This window comes from Streptomyces sp. NPDC057137, from assembly GCF_042670825.1.
Classification (GTDB): Bacteria; Actinomycetota; Actinomycetes; order Streptomycetales; family Streptomycetaceae; genus Streptomyces.
The window spans coordinates 14,992-34,147 of record NZ_JBHUUW010000016.1 but is presented as its reverse complement, the minus strand read 5'-3'; the positions used below and the strand labels follow the sequence as shown (position 1 = coordinate 34,147).

The window sequence follows — 19,156 nt, the reverse complement described above, 5'->3', positions numbered from 1 at the left end:
CTCGCTGCGGGCGGCAACGACGGGACGGTGCGGATCTGGGATCCGGTGACTGGTGCTGAGGTTGGTGAACCGCTGCGCGGCCACACTCGTGGAGTGCTTACGGTGGTGGCGTTTCCCGCGCTGGATGGTCGCACTCTGCTCGCTACCGGTGGCGACGACGGGACGGTGCGGATCTGGGATCCGGTGACTGGTGCTGACGTTGGTGAACCGCTGCGCGGCCACACCGGCGGAGTGCGTACGCTGGTGGTATTTCTTGCGACGGATGGTCGCACTTTGCTTGCTACCGGCAGTGACGACGGGTTGGTGCGGATCTGGGATCCGGTGACTGGTGCTGAGGTTGGTGAACCGCTGCGCGGCCACACCGGCGGAGTGCGTACGGTGGTGGCGTTTCCCGCGCTGGCTAGCCGCACCCTAATCGCTACCGGGGGAATCGACGGGACGGTGCGGATCTGGGATCCGCTGACCAGCACAGTCGGCGAACCCGGGTCTGGCTACGTCGGAGGGGTGGGCACGGTGGTGGCGTTCCCCGCGCCGGATGGCCGAACTCTGCTTGCTACCGGCGGTAACAATGGCACAGTGCGGATCTGGGATTCTGCGACCGGGATTTCTGACGGTACACCGCTGCGCGTCCACAGCGGTGGGGTGGTCGTGGTGGCGGCGTTTCCCGCGCCGAACGGTCATACCCTCATTGCCACTGGTGGCGGCGACGGGTTGGTGCGGATCTGGGATCCGCTGACTGGTGCTCCCTTCGCTGGACCGCTGGCCGGCCACGTCGACGGGGTGTTCGCGATGGTGGTGTTCCCCGCACCCGACGGACGCACCCTGCTTGCTACCGGTGGCCTGGACGGGATGGTGCGGATCTGGGATCCGCTAACCGGCATCATGGTCGGTGGACCGCTGGCCGGCCACGTCGGCGGGGTGTTCGCCGTGGTGGCCTTCCCTGCCTTGGACGACCGTACGCTGCTTGCCGCAGGCTGCGGCGATGGGACGGTGCGGATCTGGGATCCGCTGACCGGCACTGAGGTCGGTGAACCGCTGCCCAGTCACAGGGACGAGGTCTTCGCATTGGTGGCGTTTCCCGCGCCTGACGGCCGTACTTTGCTAGCTACCGGCGGCGGCGACGGGCTGGTGCGCATCTGGGATCCGCTGACCGGCACTGAGGTCGGTGAACCGCTGCCTGGCCAGAGCGGCGCGGTGGTTGCAGTGGTGGCATTTCTCGCGGCCGATGGCCGCACCCTGCTCGCCACTAGCAGCAACGGGATAGTACGGATCTGGGACCTGGAAACTTCAACGAGCTCGGTTCTCCCGCTGACTGTCCACGTGCTTGGCCTCGCTAGTGTCGACGGAAGTCTCGCTCTGGTGGGACCAGACGGAGTCCTGATGACTAGATGGCACGGAGGGAGCGATCCTTCGACGTGACGCTGAGCTCGATCGAGTGGCCAGCGATTGTGGCCATTCACATCTGCTTGCCACGGGGTAGACCGTGAACAGAACGCCCGACATAAGCCCGGTTGTCCACCTGTCTTGGTCCGGGGAGGCCGCAAAAGCCAGGGGAAGGAGCGGGGGTGCAGCGGTCGCGGCCGACCAGCCCTCATTCACGTGATGGTGTTACGCGTTGAGTGCAGAGGGCCATAGGGCTTCAGCTACCAGGACGTTGGATGAGCCGGTGTCCCCGCAGGGCCCGGTCGCAGCGGGCAAGTGCTCGCTCCCAGCCCTCCTCGTTGCCGATGAGGTGTGGTTCCTCGTAGAGACCGGCTCTAACCTCGGCATCGGTAAGACGTTGATACTTCGGTACATCAGGGTCGTCCGGCGCGAGAAACTCATGCTTGCGGTGGAGTAGAGGACGGTTGGCTGAATCTGCGTAGGACAGGAAGGACGACTTCAGGTTCTGCAGGTCAACGCTGTACGACGAGGCCAAACGGGGATGGGGATCTGCATCGAATGTTGGGTAGTCAAGCCAGCTGGCTCCGCGTCCCTGGTGACGTAGCTTGACGACGGACCATTCGGCCGGACGGCCTGCGGCGATGCTGGCGCATTGCTCGTACAAACGGAGCACGGTTGGGATCCGATGTACGGCCCGGCGGTGCACGTAGAGCGCGGTCGCGGTGAACTTGCCAGCAACTGACCCGGTCATGGCGCGGCGGACGTACGCATCATCGCGAAGCCTGTACAAGAGTCGGTCCGCGCGTTTGCATGCCTCTGTGTAGGAAGAGAAGAAGGCCCGAATGTCGAGTTGAACAGGGACCGGGAGGCTGCTCGCCGGACCGCGGCCATGGAAAAGTTCGACCGCAAGAAAGAGCAGAGTGTCGAGAGCTGAGTTCTTCGCGCCAGACTCGGCCGCGGAAGGGTCGGCGGCCTGCTCGGCAAGCCTCTTGAGCTCCTGTGGCCGCATATGGCGAAGAAGTTCCATGACGGGTTGTGGCGTCCCTTCTAAGTGCGGAAGTCGACCGCGCTGCTCCAGGTGATCCACGACGGCAGCGATCGCGGACGCGGTGTCCTCGGAAGCTAGCCAGGTGGCGGCAGGCGTGATCTGGCGGGCGAGATACGCGAGGCGCGCTTCGTCACTTTTGAAGGCATAGGCGATGCCGGGAGCCGCTGAGAGGCAGCGGACTCCGGTCACATCCTGGAGGAAATCGCGAAGCTCACTTGCAGCAAAGAGGTGCTGGAAGGTGTTGCGGCTGGTGAGGATGCCGTCGCCGTACTCTGTGCCCTTGATCTGGTTCCGCTCCCAACGAAGCCGAGCGGAAACGACGAGAGCGGCTTTTGTGTGCTCCCATGCCTTTGCCAGGGTCGCGTGCCGTTCTTCAGGCCTCTCGATGACGTTGAGAACATAGGTGAGGAGCACGATGTCGGAGGGCCTGAGTTCCCCGTTGGGGCGGTGGACTGGGTCCCAGCCGGAGACATCGAGACCGAGATGCTCAAGAGCACGAACGTCGCCGCCGCGGCCACAACCGTAGTCCAGGACCTGAGCGCCATCGGCCATCTGCAGGTCCATCACGGCCTGACGAGCGGGAGCGGAGAGCCCCACCCTTCCGATGGCAGTCCGATGCCGATGGCTGCTCCACGGCTGCAGTGTCATCGGCGTTTCTTGTGAGTCGAAGGGTAGATCGATGTACAGCAGCATTGAACCGTACGCCCACGCTGGTTTGCGGAGATCCAACCGACGGAGACCGAGACGAACGAGAGGCGAAGCCGGAGAATGACCACTTCGGCTGAAGGGGCCAATGTGTCTTACTCATGCTTGACGGCGTCGGCCAGGTCACCGTCGATGACCCTCGCAAGAACGACCCAGCATCGAAGTCATCGACTTGCCCGCCTCCACCACGGCGAAGGACTGCCGCTCCGCACCAGCCGGACAGCTTGCGCCGCAACATCTGCCATTTGGTCCTTCCTGGTGACCCGGGCACAGGCACGTCGTTCAGGCCCTCGGCGTGCCACGGTCCAGCGCAGACAGGCAGAGGGGGAACCGGGCGGTTCGGCCTCTTCGGAGGCCGTGTCGCCCGTATCGCACGTACTCTTCGTGGTGTTTACGGCGTCAAATAGCGGGCGCCGAAAATGGAGGCAACACCCCGTGCTCATTGCTCAGCGTCCGTCCCTGACCGAAGAGGTCGTCGACGAGTTCCGTTCCCGGTTCGTGATCGAGCCGCTGGAGCCGGGTTTCGGCTACACGCTCGGTAACTCTCTGCGTCGTACGCTCCTCTCCTCGATCCCGGGTGCGGCGGTTACGTCCATCCGGGTCGACGGGGTCCTGCACGAGTTCACCACCGTGCCGGGCGTCAAAGAGGACGTCACCGACCTGATCCTCAACATCAAGCAGCTTGTCGTCAGCAGTGAGCAGGACGAGCCGGTCGTGATGTACCTGCGCAAGCAGGGTCCGGGTCTGGTCACCGCCGCCGACATCGCGCCCCCGGCCGGTGTCGAGGTGCACAACCCCGATCTGGTCCTGGCCACGCTGAACGGCAAGGGCAAGCTGGAGATGGAGCTGACCGTCGAGCGCGGTCGCGGTTACGTCTCCGCCGTGCAGAACAAGCAGGTGGGCCAGGAGATCGGCCGTATTCCGGTCGACTCCATCTACTCGCCGGTGCTGAAGGTCACGTACAAGGTCGAGGCGACCCGTGTCGAGCAGCGCACCGACTTCGACAAGCTGATCGTCGACGTCGAGACCAAGCAGGCGATGCGTCCGCGTGACGCGATGGCGTCGGCCGGCAAGACTCTGGTGGAGCTGTTCGGTCTCGCCCGCGAGCTGAACATCGACGCCGAGGGCATCGACATGGGCCCGTCCCCGGTGGACGCCGCCCTTGCCGCCGATATGGCGCTGCCGATCGAGGAGCTGGAGCTCACCGTTCGGTCGTACAACTGCCTCAAACGTGAGGGCGTTCACTCCGTGGGTGAGCTCGTGGCTCGTTCCGAGGCGGACCTGATGGACATCCGCAACTTCGGTGCGAAGTCCATCGACGAGGTCAAGGCGAAGCTGGCCGGTATGGGCCTGGCCCTGAAGGACAGCCCGCCCGGATTCGACCCGATCACCGCAGTCGACACCTTCGCCTCCAACGACGCGGACACGAGCTTCGTGGAGACCGAGCGGTACTGAACGCTGTGTTGCGCCGGGCCGCGAGGGAGTTGGGAAGGCGGAGGTGCCGACGATAACGAGGCGGCACGCCGGGCGACCGCGCCGCCTTGCCCCGGGAAGGGATATTTTGGCAGATCAAGCCCCTTATGCTGGCCCAGCAGATGTTCCCGACAACCAGGACCTTCAAAAAATCACGCGCTGCGGTCTGAGCGCTCGCAGGTTTCCGACAAGTGGTTCCGAATTGCGCCCTCCGCTCCGCAGTGGCTGCGCAGACAGATGGGCGGAGCCTCACTGGCGGGTCTCGCCCTGCTCCACCGGTGGACAGCCGGTTGACAGACGCCTTTGGACCGTGCATCACGAGGTGGCGCGGGTCAACCTGTTGCACGTGCTCTGATCAGGCAAAACATCACCGGTTAGCACGGCGAAACACCACGCAACACGATCCCTCACGGTCTCGCAATGCGTAGGTCTCGGGTTCGAATCCCGAAGGCGGCTCTGTGAAGGCCCCAGAACTCACTCGCCGTGATCTGGGGCTTTTGCTTTTCCGGATGCGATGACGACGCCGTGCGTGGACGCGTCGGCCGTCGTCGCTCCCGGCCCTGGTCTCAGAAGCGGTCTCGAACGCAGGTCGGAACGCGGCTCCCCCTACGTCCTTCGGGAGCGTTGATCACCCCTTGAGGCACCGGCGGATCTGGCTGACCTGAGTGTGTCGCTGGATCTCTCTGATGGCTACCGGGCCCCCAACTCGTTGAGGGCCGTGCCGGCGGTGACGCGGGCTGCCGTCGACAACGAATTCCGCGAGTGGTTCCTTGAAGCCCTTCCGGCCCTCACGAGGGCCAATGAGGCGTCAGTCCGGCGTGGCGAAGGTCAGGCCAGGTCCCCCAGGCCGAAGCCCCGCATCCAACCGCCATGCCGAGGCCGCTCACTGGCGAGGTGGCGGCAAACGTCAATTCCGCCGCCATAGGTACGCGGTGCGGTCGATTCCGACGGTTGCGACGATGCGGGGATCACGGCTGAACGCGAGGGCGGTGACCGGCGTATTCGACGCCAGGGGGCTACCGAGAGGCCGCGGCCGTTTCGGATTCTCCACATCCCACAACCGTGCGACGTGATCTGCACCGACCGCCGCGAGAAGGCGGCCGTCCGCACTGAAGGCGAGCGCCGTTGTGCGGCCGCTTTCCACCGCGAACGGGGGGCTTACGCAGCGGGGTTCGCCGGAGGAGATGTCCCATAGGTGCAGTGTGCCGTCACTGATGGCGATGGCCAGGGTCCTTCCGTCCGGGGAGAACTGGGCCGCGTGGGCGCCCAGCGGGATCTGCCCCTTCGCGGCGGGTTGGACGCCGTCGGCGTCGCCGGGAAAGGCAGTCTTCAGCTGGGTGAAGCGGCTGGCGTCGGACAGCGCGAGCATCACGCCGTACCGGCTCGCATGGATCGCTTTCACTTTGTTGTGCGGCTTGGTGGTCGACCAGACGCGTTGCCCGGTGTCAGTCCGCAGCCCGAGGACATGCCGGCCGTCCGCCACGACGAGTGTCTGGCCGTCGGGAGTGATCCCCAGGGGCGCTCTGTTCTTCACGCCGTGTCCTCCCGGCGTGACTCGTTCAGGGTGCTCCGGTTCCGTCACATCCCAACTGTCCAGTGCCTTCGCGGAGATAGTCAGCAGCAGATGACTGTTCTCGGGCGAGAAGGCCAGCGCATCGGCGCCCAGGTCGGTTTGGAGCCGCCCGTTCTCGACCAGTCGCCACTGCTCGATCTTGACCTCCTTCTCTGGCCCCTTGTGCGACCACGGCACCGGCAGTACCTCCTGCGCGACGATCGCCGTGAGGCAGGCCACTGCCACTGCGAAGGGGGTGGGCGACCTGGAGAACCAGCCGACGGTAGGGCGGGGCTTCTGAAGCGGGAGGCGAGGCTGCTGGAGTACCGCTCGTTGAGGCGACGATCGTGGTGCCGACGCCGGCCCGAGCCGCTCAGCGAGTCGCTCCTCGGCCGTTGCGGGCAGCTGCTCCGCCGCCAGCGCCCGAGTCGGTTGCGCAACTCGGCTGTCAGGGCGGGGCATTGGACCTCGTGCCTGCTGGCAGGGTGTCACCTTCGCGCTTGGCCGCCGCAGGGGCTCACCGGCCGCCCAATTGTCGTCGTCCAGCGGAATGGGTTGGAACAGCTTGGCGACAATCAGCGGGGTGACGATCCCGGCCGCCAGCGCCGCAGTCTCGCTGTTGAGATCGCCGGATGTCCCCAGAGCTGCTGCGAGCCCACACCCCGCCAACAGCCGCACTCCGATTGCCACCAGCATCGCCGGCCGGTCGGCCTTGCTGTGCCACGGCCGGCGCCACCTCCCATGCAGGCCGGCCGGATGCATGGGTGCGGAGAGATCCAGCGCTTCGACGACGCCGCTTCCCAGCAGTCCCCAGAGCGCAGCTTGCAAGCCAGTCACGAGAGGAACCGTAGCGAAGAATGTGAGATGGACAGCGCGCAGCGATGGCGTGGCGCTCGGCCCGGTGGGGGAGTTAGTTGGGGACGGTGAAAGTCGCCGCCCTGCGGGTGAACTCCTTCGTGTCGTCCTTGGACGTTGTCAGAGTGGTGATGTGTCAGGTGCCTTTGGGGAGTTCGGCTGTTTCCTTCTTTGTCGTCGACACCGTGTAGGTGCAGCGGGAGGTGTCCCCGTTGCCGGGTTCGCACGTGGCGCTTTCCGGCGAGGCCGCCGGCCGCTAATCAGACGATGGCGACGGCGCCCATGAGGGACGAGATGAGAATGCGCTTGGACATGGGGGTTCTCCTGAGTTGTATTCGTGGGAAGCGGTAGGTCGCTTTCTTGATGTGGACGACGTTATGGGGCGGGGTATTGCCTCGTCCTCGCGCTGCGGGATGAGCGCCTCGTCGAACCTGGGGTGGAGAGCGTCCTCGGGTCGTCCACCCGTTCCGTTTCTGCAACCCAGGTAAGAGAGCCGAATCCGCCTTCAGCCGGAGTCGGGCCGCTCGGCCGGGGCCATAGCCTTGATCTCGTTATGAATCGAACCGACGACCGGCTCCTTCCGGTCCTGCTGATATGCGCCCAGGCCGTGGTGTGGCCCGGGGCCGCGCTTGTGCGTGGAGAGGTGCCGAAGGCGGCCGATCTTCTGGTGGTGGGGCTGGTCGCCGGGCTGGTCGGGGGTGCGTTGGCTCTGCGCACGGTTCGGCCGGTGGGCGCGCTCGCGGTGGTTGTCGTCGCCTGTGCGCTGGGTGCCGGGCCGACGCCCGTCGGGGCGGTGGCCGTGCTCGGGACCGCCGGAGTCGCGCTCGCCGTGTTCACCGTGGCGACCGGGCGTGACACCTTCACCGCCGTGCTCTGTGTGGTGACACTTGCCGCCTGGCAGTTGCTGCACGGCCTCAGCCTGCACGGGCTCAGCGACCGGGACGGGCTGGATCTCGTACTGACCGCTCTGTTGTACGTCGCCGCGTGCGGTGCCGGGCTGCTGGTGCGGCGGAACCGGCGCGCGCGGCAGGTGGCCGAGCGGCTGCTGAAGCGGGCCGAGGCCGAGCGCCACCGGCTGCCGGCCGTCGAGCGGCGTCGGATGGAGCGGGAGCTGCATGATGTCAGCGCCCACCATCTGACGGCCGTGGTCGTCACGGCCGGGGCGGCGCTCGGGCTGCGGGAACGGCGGCCGGAACTGGCTGACGAGGCGCTGGCGTTCGCCGCCGAGACCGGCCGTGAGGTCACCCGGGCGCTCGGCGCCGTACGGGCCCCGGCACCCTCGCGGGAGGACCTGCCGTCGCCGGAGGAACGGCTGCGGGACCTGGTCGCCGGTTTCCGCCGGCTGGACCAGCGGGTCGACTGCGAGATCGATCCCCTGCCGGACGGCGCCGTCGCGGACGCGGCGTACGGCATCGTGCGCGAGGCCCTGACGAACGTGGCGCGGCACGCTCCCGGCGCGCATACGACGGTGCTCTGCCGGTACGGCGACACCCGTACCGACGTCGTCGTCACCAGCGCCGTACCGCCGGCCGGTGCGGCCGCGCACGGTGCGGGCCTCGGTTCGGGACGGGGTCAGGGCTTCCTGCGGTCCCGCGCGCGGGAGGCGGGCGGCACGCTGACCAGCGGTCCCACGGAGGACGGCGGCTGGGAAGTACGTGCTGTGCTGCCCGGCCGCACCGCCGCCCCCGTCGAGCGGGACGCTCCGCGGGGCTACCGGCCGGCGCAGGTGGTGGCCGCCGTCGGGCTCTGTCTTCAGCCGCTGCTCCCGACGCTGGTCATCCGGTCGGAGGCCACGTCGACCGGGTCGCAGGTGTCGGCGGGGGTGCTGTTCGCGCTGCTGGCGGCGGCGCAGGCCGTCGCGCTGCTGTGGCTGCGCCGGTCGCCCCGCGTCGCCCTCGGCGTCCTGTTCGGTCTGGCCCTGCTCTGGCCGGTGGCGATGGCGGCGGGCGACTACACCGGTCCGGTCCTGCTGCCGCCCGCGCTGAGCATGCTCGCCACCTGCGCGGCGCTCGCCGCGGACGCGGCCCGTAACGGCGACGAGCCGGAAGTCCGTCGGCGGGGCCCCGCGATCGCCGCCGTGGCCGTGGCCGTGCACGCGACCGCCGTCACCGCCGCTGTCCTGGACCGGGGCACGACCGTCCCCGGCTGGGCGGTCGTCGCGTACGCCGTCGCCGGGGCGTCCCTGGCGATCGGCGCGGCACGGTGGGGCGGAACCCTGCGGGGGCGGCGCGTTCAGGCCGCCCGGGGCACCCGCGAGGAACGCCTCGCCGTCTGGACCGGCGAGGCCGTACGGGACGCGTGGGCCGAGCGCCGCCGGATCGCCGCCGGACTGGAGACCACCGTGCTCATCCGCACCACCGACATGGTCGCGGAGGCGGAGGCAGGCCGGCTCGACACCACCGCCGAACGCGCCCGCGAGGCCCTGGCGGCCATGCGCGCCTTGCTCGACACCGTACGAGAAGGTGAGACCGGGCCCGAACTGCGGCCGCAGCCCACCCTCCAGGCCCTCGACCTGCTCGCCCACCAGTGCCGGGCGACCGGCCGCGACGTGGAGATACGGCTGACCGACCGCGTACCGGAGCGGCTGCCCACCGCGGTGGACCTGGCCGCCTACCACGTCGCCGAGACGGTGCTGTCGGCCGGCGGTGAGCAGCCCGCGACGCTCGAACTCGACGCGGAGGACGACACGTTGACGCTCGCCGCCACCGGGATGCCACGCGCGGCGCTGCCTGTCGTACGGGAGCGGCTGACGGCCCGGGTCTCGGCACTCGGCGGCACCCTGACCATCGGCGCGCCGGGCACGCTCCGTCTCCGGTTGCCGCTCGCTCAAGGCGACGAGAAGAGGGACCGATGAGCAGTCCGACGAGCGGCCCGATGAGCCTCAGTGTGCTGGTCGTGGACGATCAGGGTGTCGTACGGGCGGGGTTCGCCGCCGTGATCGACGCCGAGGACGACATGACGGTCGTCGGCGAGGCCGCCGACGGCGCAGCCGCCGTACATCTCGCCGAAGAACTGGCACCCGACGTGATCGTCATGGACGTCCGGATGCCCGGACTGGACGGCATCGCCGCCACCCGGATCATCACCGGTCGGCCGAACGCGCCCCGCGTGCTGGTGCTGACCACCTTCGACCTCGACGCGTACGTCTTCGACGCGCTGCGCGCCGGCGCCTCCGGCTTCCTGCTCAAGGACGTGCACGCCCCCGAACTGCTCAACGGCATCCGGGTGGTGGCCGCCGGCGAGAGCGTCCTCGCCCCGTCCGCGACCCGTCGCCTCATCGGCCACTACGCGTCCGGAGCGGGCGCCGGGATCCGGGCCGGCAGCGGTCTTCGCGAACTGGACAGCCTGACGGGCCGCGAGCGGTTCGTCCTCACCCTGGTCGCGGCCGGACTCAACAACACGGAGATCGCCGCGGAACTCGGCATCACCGTCGGCACCGTGAAATCCCATGTGAACGCGCTGCTGCGCAAGCTCGAACTACGCGACCGGGTGCAGGCCACGATCCTCGCGTACGACCTCGGCCTCGCCCGCCCGAACCCGCCCGGTGTCTGAACAACCCGGTGTCTGAACAACAAGACCGCACAACCATCGCCGTCAAGGAGTGCACTGCCGTGTCCGCTTCCGCTTCCCTTTCCCACCGTCTGCGCCACGCGCTCGGCGACATCTTCGCCCTCGTCTACCTCGCCGTCTGCGCCGCCCTGCTCGTGTGGGCGCTCGTGGTCAGCGCCACCGACAGCACGGACGAGTCCATGGCGGGCGTCATCCCGATTCTCGCCACCGCCCCGGCGAGCATGGTGCTGTTCGCACTGCCCGACAACACCGCGATGATCGTCGTCGCCGTGGCGTTCGGCGCGCTGGTCAACGCCACGATCATCGGCCTGTGCGCCCGCGCGCTGCGCCGTGGCAGCAGCGCGCGCTCGGCTTCCCGCTGAGGCCCGGGTCGCGCGAGCGAGCAGCGCACGCAGGTCCCGGTGCCGGGCAAGGTTGCTGCAAGGACGCTGCAAGGAAACCGAAGTGCGGGTCGGGAATCTCTCTGCCGACTGCTGTACGCAGCCGACAAACATGGGGGACCGTAGTGTCTGTCAAAACCACCAAATCGGCTCTGATCGAACAAGGTCAGTGGCTGACCGTACAGGACTGCAAGCGGGTGCTGGTCGTCGTCCACACCGTGACGTTCGCGCAGCGCCTGCGTGAGGTCTTCGAGTTGCTGGAGGCCGATCTCCGCATCCAGGTCATCTTCACCGCCGCGCCGCACGCCTTCGGGAGCGGCGTTCCGCAGTATCTGCGGAGTCTGGGCATCACCACCGTGCCGTGGGAGGAGGCCCTGGGGGCCGAGTTCGACTTGGCGCTGGCCGCCGGGGCACGGGGCGTGCACGAGTTGAAGGCTCCGGTACTGCGCATCTCACACGGGGCCGGCCACATCAAACCGCAGACGGACGCCTCGTCCCTGCCGCCGGGAGTAGAGCCGGTGCCGGGGATGATGAGCCGTCAGCAACTGCTGCACGAAGGGCGCATGAGGCCCGGCGCGGTCGTGTACGCGCACGAGCGGGATCTCACGGAGCTGGCGCGCTCCTGCCCCGAGGCGCTGCCGGCGGCCGAGGTCGTGGGGGATCCCTGCGTCGACCGCATCCTGGCGGGCCTACCGCGCCGTGAGCAGTACCGCCAGGCGCTGGGGATCGGTGCCGGGGAACGCCTCGTGCTCATCCCTTCGACCTGGGGACCCACCTCTACCTTCGGACGGCTCGACTCGCTGCTGCCGCAACTGTTGAGCCAGCCTTTCGGCTGCGGCTACCGGGTGGCGCTGCTGATCCATCCGAACGTGTTCGCCGGTCACGGCCCGTGGCAGGTGCAGAGTTGGCTGGCCGGGTGCCGGGGCCGGGGCATCGCGGTCCTGCCGCCCGAGGCGGACTGGCAGGCGCCGCTGATCGCGGCGGACTGGGTGATCGGTGACCACGGCTCGCTGACCGCCTACGCCACCCTCACCGAAGCGACCCTGCTGCTCACACCCGGGCCGAGGCGGCAGATCTCCGCATCCTCGCCCGCGGCGCTGTTGGCCGCCGTCGCGCCGGTGGTCTCACCGGCGTATCCGCTGGAGGAACAGCTGAGTTACGCGGCGCGCGAGCGCAGGCCCGGTCAGTACGAGCAGGTGGCCGCCCTGCTGTCCTCGGCGCCGGGCCAGTTCCACCGCCGGATGCGCGCCGTCGTCTACCGACTGCTCAACCTGGGCGAACCGGCCCACGCGCCCGTCGTGTCACCCCTGCCGTTGCCACCGGCGCTCGATCGCTGGGAGGCCACCGACCTGGGACTGGCACAGTGACGCTCCGGCCTCCGGCGCCGGTGCGGACCGGGGCCCGGTGGGCGGACGCGGCCTGGTGCGCGGTGCGGTTCGGCCGTCCGGTCGGCCGGGGGCGCGGGCTGGCCTCCCGCTCCTTGGCCCTGCTCTGGCGGCCGGTGGGCGGAGGAGCGTGTGCCTCGGACTGGGCGCCCTGCCAAGCCCACGGGTGCGTCACCTGCCACGCACGCGCCCGGCTCGACGGGCCCGTCGATCACCTGCGGGGCCCGTACGCGTGGGACGTACACCTGCGCGTGAACCCGGATGCTCCCGAGCAGGCGGACAGCGCGCGGTACGCCGATGTGCTCGTCGTCCGCGAGTCGTTGGCCCCGGCGGCGGCTCACCGTCGTGCGAACGAGCTGCTCGTGCGGTATCCGGGCTGTCTCGTCGTGGCCGTGCCCGACTCCTCGCGGGGGTGCGCCCTGGCGGTGAGAGACGGCGGAGACGCGTGGGCCGTTCGGCGACAACTGCCGGCCGACCTCATCGCCTCCGTGGCTCACAGCTGGCTGTCGGCCGGCGGCTCGCGGGCCGGTCTGCGAGCCGCCGGTATCTCGGTACGGGGACGCGCCGCTGATCGGTGACGGTACGGAGCGAAACCGGCTGCGGCGCACTCACCGGCGCCGCAGCCGGTCCTCCATACGCCGCGCCTCGTCCGGGGCGAGCAGGCGGTAGATGTCCCTGGCGGCCTCGTAGTGGCGACGGGCCCCGTCCCGGTCGCCCTGCCCCTCGGCGGCCTCGCCCAGCCACGCCAGACAGCGTGCCTCCCAGTGCGTGTCCCGCTCGGTGGATCCCCGGAAGGCTGCCAGGGACCGCGTCAACTTGGCAGTGCCGTCGCCGTGTTGACCGTCCAGGACCAGTGTGTGGCCGAGCGTCGCCTCCACCCGGGCCGCCTCGTACTCCTCACCCATCGACACCAGCTCGTCGTGTGCACGCATGAGTTGACAGGCGGCCTCTGGAAAGTCCGCAGCCTCCAGCTCGGTTTCACCGAGCCGCCGCCGGGAGAGCGCAACGCCTCGCGCGTAGCCGACCGACTCCCACAGGCGCAGGGAGTGTTCGAAGTGGGCGCGCGCCTCGTCGAGGCGCCCGGTCAGCAGGCTGAGATGGCCGAGGCCGTTGATGGCCTGTGCCCGCTGCTTCGTGTCACCGTCGGCGGTGGCGTGTTCCAGAGCCCGCGTGTACCAGTCGGCCGCCTCCTCGTGACGGCCGGCGTCGCGCAGCCCCATCGCCCCCGAGGTCAGCATCCGGCCCTCGCCCGCCCGGGAGCCGCTCGCCCGCGCCGCCGCGAGGCCCAGTTGGTGCGATTCGCACCATATGTCGGATGGGCGCAGGCGCAGGACCAACGGCCAGATGGCGTCCGCCAACTGCCAGCAGGATGTGTGCCATTCGCGCTCGGCGCAGAGCCGCACCGCGGCCATCAGGCCGTCTCGGTGCGAGTCGAGCCAGGCCAGCGCGGAGGCGGGGCCGTCTAACGCGCTGGGCACCACGCGCGGGCGGGTGTAGTCGCGCGCCAGCGTGCGATGGCTCGGAGTGAGGATGCTCTCCGCCGAGGTTGCGGTGGCCAGACACCAGTCGACGTAGCGGCGGAGGGCGTGGTCGCGCCGCGACGTGCTCTCCTCCTCGCCGAGCCGGCGTGCGTGCGGGCGTACGAGATCGTGGAAGCGGTACGTTCCCGGGCCGGTCTCCTCCAGGAGGTTGGCTTCCACGAGGGTGCCGAGTGACAAGTCGACGGCGTCGGTGTCGGCGGCGTATCCCTCGTACGCCTGGTCGGCACCGGCACCGGCACCGGCGTCGTCGTCGGTATCGTTCTGCTGGGCCGTCGGCTCGGCGCTAACCGCCGTCAGCATGAACAGGTCGTACCGGTCCGTCGGCAGCAGTCCCGCGCGCCGGTAGAGCGCTGCGCTCTCGGGCGGCAGCAGTCGATACGACAGATCCAACGCCGTACGCACCACGGCTTCTCCGTCCACCCGCAGGGCATCGAGGGGCCCGTACCCCTGAGACAGGCTCTCGGCCAGGGCGGACACGGAACGGTGCGGTCTGACCGCGAGCTGTGCGGAGGCCAGGCAGATCGCGAGCGGCAGCCGGGCGCAGAGGGCGACCACCCTTCGCGCGGCCTCCAGGTCGTGTGCGACGCGCTGCCCGCCACCTCCAACGGTCAGCAGTTCGATGGCCGACTCGGTGGTCAGGGCGTTCAGTCGATGGACGGCCGCGCCGTCGGCGAGCAGTCCCGTGAGCTGGGATCTGCTGGTCACCACGGTGAGTCCGGTCGGCGCACCGAGCAGCAACGGGCGGACCTGGGCGGCCGTATACGCGTTGTCGAGCAGCACGGCCAGCCGGAGACCGGCCGTCAACGAGCGCCACAGGGCGACTCGTTGAGCGGTGTCCGCCGGTACGGAGGGCGCCCCGAGCGCGCGCAGGAATCCGTCCAGGACGGTGGAGGCGTGTACGGGGCCGCTCCCTTCCTCGGTGCTGTGGCCCGCCAGATCGGCGTACAACTGGCCGTCGGGGAAGCTGTCCGTCTGCTCGTGCAGCCAGCGTGCGACCAGCGTGGTCTTGCCGACCCCCGCGAAGCCGCTGACCACCATGAGCTGGGGTGCGTCGGCGGGTCGCCCGGAGCGGAGGGTGTCCAGTGCGCGTACGTCCGCCTCGCGGTCGACCAACCGCGTCCGGACCGGCGGAAGTTGGCGGGGCACCGGAAGACTCGGGCCGCTCGGGGCGGTCGGCGGGTGGAAGTGGATGCCGCCCTGGACGTCGCGAGCCTGTACGGTCGAGCCGTGCAGCACGGCTCCGTCAGTGATGCTGTTTCTCGCGGACGGTGGTGGTGCCGGCTGTGACGGTGACGGGCGTGGCGGTGGCGGCGCGTGGTGGCGTAACCAGTCGTGCAGGACACCGGCCGTGGCCACGTCATGAGAAGCCAACTCGCCTAAGATATGGGCTAACTGGCGCATTTCCGGCAGCTCCGTCGGAGGCCACAGCGCGGACACGGCCCGATCCGCCCGCGCCGCCACCTGTGCGACGTGGTCCAACTCCCGCCATCCGGAGGATTCCCGGTGAGCGGCGCACGTGACCATGGCCGACAACAGAGCGTCCGCTCCCTCGGATTCCGGAAATACCACAGCGACAACCCCCGTTCGACTCCGTGTGAATCATGCCATCAGCATATGCCCACGGAATGCGATGCCTTTAGCCAGCAGGAGAGTCCTTTCCCACTTCACCCCGTGAAGGAACAGGATCGTTCAGCGATAAGTCAGTTTCGGACTTAAGAGATGCCCATATAGCCACATGTGGCGCGTCCATGTCACTCTCGGATACCCGGCCAACGATGGGCCGGACCGGCGGAGGGACGCTGGTGGAATTCGAGATTCGACTTTCCGGATCTGTCGAAGTACGGGCCGCGGGCCGACGCAATGATCTCGGTTCCACCAAAACCAGATTGGCACTCGCGGCCCTCGCCTGGGACGCCGGCCGGACCGTCAGCGTCGATACGCTGATTCACCGGATCTGGGACGAGAACCCACCCGCCAAAGCCAGGGAAGCGCTGCACACCCATGTGTCGCGGATCCGCAAGGCGTTCAGGATCGCCGGTGCCGACGCCCCGCCCCTCACCAGCCGCACCAACTCGTATCTGCTGGGTGTCGATCCGGACCGGGTGGACCTGCGACGCTACACCAGCTGCGTGGACCAGGCGCGTTCCCTCGCGGCCGGCAACGACCCGGACCAGGCGATCCAGCTGCTCGATGACGCAGCCGGTCTGTGGCGCGGCGAACCCCTGGCCGGGATCGCGGCCTACTGGGCCGGCCATCTGCGCGACACCGTCACCGAGACGCGGCTGACTGCCGCCGTGGTCCGGGCCGAAATCCTCATGGCGGGCGGGGAGTTCACCGAAGCCGTACCCGTACTGCTGCCTCTGGCGCAGGAACATCCCGACGACGAAGCGCTGGTGGAAAGGCTCGCCCTCGCGCTCTACGGCAGCCGCCGGGTGGCCGAGGCGACCAAACTCCTCCAGCGGACGCGACAGCGCCTGGTCCGTGACACGGGCCTCGACTCGGGCCGTCGGCTGCACCAGGTGCAGCGGGGAATTCTCGCCGGGACGCCGGCACCGGCGCTGCTGGAGCATGCCGGTGTCGGAGAGCGTGCGCCGGCCCGCTCCGGACGTCACGTTCCGGACAACTTACCTCGCGACATTCCCTGGATCGGGCGGCGTGACGAACTGCGGAGACTCACTGCCGCACTCACGGAATCGCCGGACACCGCGGCTCCGGTCATCACCATCGAGGCGATCGACGGCCTCGGCGGCGTGGGCAAGACGTCGATGGCCGTGCACCTCGCCCATCAGATGCGTGACCGGTTTCCCGATGGGAGGCTCTACCTCCATCTGCGTGGTTACGGCTCCGACCGAGAGCCTCTGAGCGCCACCCACGCCCTCACCGAACTGCTCCGCCTGCTCGGCACCGGCGTTGACGAACTGCCCCAGAACCTCGACGGGTTGGTCTCACTGTGGCGGCTGACCGTACGGGATCGCCGCATGGTGGTGATACTGGACGACGCCGCCGGACCGGAACAGGTCAAGCCCCTGCTGCCGGGTGCGTCCCCGACCGCCGTTGTCGTGACGAGCCGGCGGCGGCTCGCCGGTCTTCCGGGTGTGCGGTCCGTCTCCCTCGACGTGTTGCCGCACGACGACGCGATCGCGCTGTTCGACCAGTGGGTCGACGCCCGGCACGTGAGCCGGGTGTCGGACGTCGCGCGGATCGTCCAGATCTGCGGCCATCTGCCGCTTGCCATCGAGATCGTCGCCAACCGCCTGCTCTCCAGGCCCTCGTGGACCACGTCGGATCTGCTGGCGCAGTTGGCCGGGGACGGCGGACTGGCCGAGATACGGGACGGCGAGCGGACGCTGAGGGACGTCTTCGCTTCCTCGTACGAAGCGCTGTCCCGCTCGCGGCGACTGGTCTTCCGCCGGGTCGGCCACCACTTCGGATACGAATTCGGACCACACGCGGCGGCTGCCCTGACCGGTCTCTCGCTGGAAACGACCGAATCCGCACTGGAGGAACTCCTCGCCCATCACCTGATCTCTGAGCCGTCACCGCACCGATTCACCATCCACGATCTGCTTCGTACGTACGCACGTACGTTGCCCGACGAAGGTATCGATTCCTATTCCGGATCCCTACCGGAAGCCGCGAGTGACGGAGAAGCGGGCGGGGCTGAGGGTGGCGGGCCCCGGAAGGCAATGTGGCAGCTGGCAGCGTATTACCTGCGCATGGCAGACCGAGCCGACCGGCTCGCCTACCCGTTCCGCTCGCGGATCGCCGCAGACGGAATGGATCTTCCTCCCACGCCGTCGCCCCGGATCGGCGACGCGCGGTCGGCAGAGCGATGGCTGGTCATGGAGAGCGCCAATTTACTGAGTGTTCTCGACTGGACTCGACAGAACGGTTCAGAACGTCAACTTGCCTTATGCGTACATGTGTTGGCGGGATTTCTGGATATGGAGGGCTATCTCGCCACCGCCGAGCCGCCGCTGCGCCGGGCCGTCGCCCACTGGCGTACGGCGGGCGAGGAAGCGGCGCGGGCACGCGCCCTGCTCGACCTCAGCGTGGTGTGCGTCCACGGTGGGAAGTACGACGAGGGGTACTCGACGGCGCGTGAGGCGCTCGGTCTCGCTCGGTCTCTCAAGGACACCGTGCTTGAGAGTGAGTGCATTCATCATATGTCGATTCCGATGTGGCACACCGGGCAACTGACACTCGCTCAGAGTCTTCAGGAGCGCGCGCTATTTTTGCGTAAGCAATTGGGTGACATTCTGCAAATGGCGCGCAGTCACAATTTCCTTGGAATAATCCATCTCCACCTCGGACAGGACCGCGATTCCGTCGACTATTTTCAGCTGGCCTTGACCGGTTTCACCGACGCGGGTGATGATCGCGGGCGATACAGGACATTGAATAACGTGGCTGAACTCTGGCAGAAGCTGGGCAACAAAGAAAACGCCGAGCGGTATTACCGGGAAGCGTTGGACGTCTCGAAGACCATGGGGGGAAGAGGAGACCGGGCCACTCTCCAGATGAATCTCGCGAGCGTTCTGACCGATCGCGGAAAGACTGATGAAGCCCTCGCGCTCTACGAAAAGTCGCTGCCCGCCCTACGGGCCGTCGGCGATGTGCAGGGGGAGGGTACGGCCCTCAACGGGACCGGCAGGGCGCACCGAGCCGCAGGGCGCAGCGAGCGGGCGCTGCCGCACCACGTGGCTGCCTTGGCGGTGATGCGTCGTATCCAGGCTGCGGCTGAGGAGATCGGGGTGCTCTACGACCTGGCGCTGGCGGAGCTGGACACGGGCCGGCTCGACCAGGCCGCGACGCACCTGGCGGAGTCCCGCGCTGTCAGCCGCAGGATCGGGGCGCGTGCGGACGAGGAGCGGGCCGCGCTGGCGCTGGAGCGGCTCGGGCGGTTGAGGAGTTCGGAAAGCTAGGCCGTACCGACATCGCGGAACACGCGCGTCCTTGGCGTATGCGCCGGCATATGCCAGGGGCGTGCAGTTTCCGTTGTCCGGGTGTGGTGCGAGGAGAGCGCCAAGAAGCGATAGCATTCTCGCGCAGGGTGATCGCGGAGCGACTTCTTTTGAGTCCCGCTGTCTCTCGCCTGCCTCGAAAGAATGAGAACCGAAGGACAACGTCTGTGCCGTCGAACAGCAACAGCGACTCCCGCACCCGCATCACGAGTAAGGGCCGCACCATCGTATTGATGCTTATGGGTAAGGCCCTGGTTTGCATGGCGTACATAGCCTCGGCAATGAACTCGGGAGGCCCGG

General features: G+C 68.4%; 11 protein-coding genes and 1 pseudogene. 8 read left to right on the top strand and 4 right to left on the bottom strand.

What is annotated here, in order from left to right; genetic code table 11:
- Positions 1-1,419: WD40 repeat domain-containing protein (locus ACFT9I_RS15885; RefSeq protein ID WP_382564569.1), on the top strand; the 1,419-nt coding region annotated here is incomplete at its 5' end.
- Positions 1,420-1,639: 220 nt separating this feature from the next.
- On the opposite strand, the gene ACFT9I_RS15880 is transcribed toward ACFT9I_RS15885, so the two are convergent.
- Positions 1,640-3,124, bottom strand: a complete 1,485-nt coding sequence (locus ACFT9I_RS15880; RefSeq protein WP_382564567.1) for a DNA phosphorothioation-associated putative methyltransferase — start codon at positions 3,122-3,124, stop codon at positions 1,640-1,642.
- Positions 3,125-3,571: 447 nt separating this feature from the next.
- Between ACFT9I_RS15880 and ACFT9I_RS15875 the strand changes: the two genes are divergently transcribed.
- Positions 3,572-4,591: a DNA-directed RNA polymerase subunit alpha gene (locus ACFT9I_RS15875; protein ID WP_382564565.1), complete on the top strand. Its 1,020-nt coding sequence runs from the start codon at positions 3,572-3,574 to the stop codon at positions 4,589-4,591.
- A 925-nt stretch (positions 4,592-5,516) separates the two neighbouring features.
- On the opposite strand, the gene ACFT9I_RS15870 is transcribed toward ACFT9I_RS15875, so the two are convergent.
- Positions 5,517-6,998 (bottom strand): WD40 repeat domain-containing protein, encoded by a 1,482-nt coding sequence (locus ACFT9I_RS15870; RefSeq protein ID WP_382564564.1) that lies wholly within the window; start codon positions 6,996-6,998, stop codon positions 5,517-5,519.
- 154 nt (positions 6,999-7,152) lie between these two features.
- Positions 7,153-7,248, bottom strand: a pseudogene (locus ACFT9I_RS15865) (DUF5707 domain-containing protein); the annotation flags it as partial.
- A 321-nt stretch (positions 7,249-7,569) separates the two neighbouring features.
- Between ACFT9I_RS15865 and ACFT9I_RS15860 the strand changes: the two are divergent.
- From ACFT9I_RS15860 to ACFT9I_RS15840, 5 genes are all read left to right on the top strand, one after another.
- A complete protein-coding gene (locus ACFT9I_RS15860; protein ID WP_382564563.1) occupies positions 7,570-9,870 on the top strand; it encodes a histidine kinase in 2,301 nt (766 codons plus the stop codon).
- A 20-nt stretch (positions 9,871-9,890) separates the two neighbouring features.
- Complete coding sequence (locus ACFT9I_RS15855) at positions 9,891-10,568, top strand: response regulator (RefSeq protein WP_382564717.1); 678 nt, start codon at positions 9,891-9,893, stop codon at positions 10,566-10,568.
- A 59-nt stretch (positions 10,569-10,627) separates the two neighbouring features.
- Positions 10,628-10,948 carry an SCO4225 family membrane protein gene (locus ACFT9I_RS15850; protein WP_382564561.1) on the top strand — a complete coding sequence of 107 codons (321 nt, stop codon included), beginning with the start codon at positions 10,628-10,630 and terminating at the stop codon, positions 10,946-10,948.
- A 143-nt stretch (positions 10,949-11,091) separates the two neighbouring features.
- Positions 11,092-12,333 (top strand): hypothetical protein, encoded by a 1,242-nt coding sequence (locus ACFT9I_RS15845; RefSeq protein WP_382564559.1) that lies wholly within the window; start codon positions 11,092-11,094, stop codon positions 12,331-12,333.
- Positions 12,330-12,929 (top strand): hypothetical protein, encoded by a 600-nt coding sequence (locus ACFT9I_RS15840; RefSeq protein WP_382564558.1) that lies wholly within the window; start codon positions 12,330-12,332, stop codon positions 12,927-12,929. The genes ACFT9I_RS15845 and ACFT9I_RS15840 overlap by 4 nt, the downstream gene beginning before the upstream one ends.
- A 30-nt stretch (positions 12,930-12,959) precedes the next feature.
- On the opposite strand, the gene ACFT9I_RS15835 is transcribed toward ACFT9I_RS15840, so the two are convergent.
- Entirely contained in the window at positions 12,960-15,128 is a 2,169-nt protein-coding gene (locus ACFT9I_RS15835) for a tetratricopeptide repeat protein (protein WP_382564556.1), read from the bottom strand.
- Positions 15,129-15,694: 566 nt separating this feature from the next.
- Between ACFT9I_RS15835 and ACFT9I_RS15830 the strand changes: the two genes are divergently transcribed.
- Positions 15,695-18,817 (top strand): tetratricopeptide repeat protein, encoded by a 3,123-nt coding sequence (locus ACFT9I_RS15830; protein ID WP_382564555.1) that lies wholly within the window; start codon positions 15,695-15,697, stop codon positions 18,815-18,817.
- Positions 18,818-19,156 lie beyond the last annotated feature (339 nt).

Excerpts from the sequence above, each read along its gene's own strand:
- ACFT9I_RS15880 (WP_382564567.1), bottom strand. The coding sequence starts at position 3,124 with ATGCTGCTGTACATCGATCTACCCTTCGACTCACAAGAAACGCCGATG.
- ACFT9I_RS15860 (WP_382564563.1), top strand. The coding sequence starts at position 7,570 with ATGAATCGAACCGACGACCGGCTCCTTCCGGTCCTGCTGATATGCGCC.
- ACFT9I_RS15855 (WP_382564717.1), top strand. The coding sequence starts at position 9,891 with ATGAGCCTCAGTGTGCTGGTCGTGGACGATCAGGGTGTCGTACGGGCG.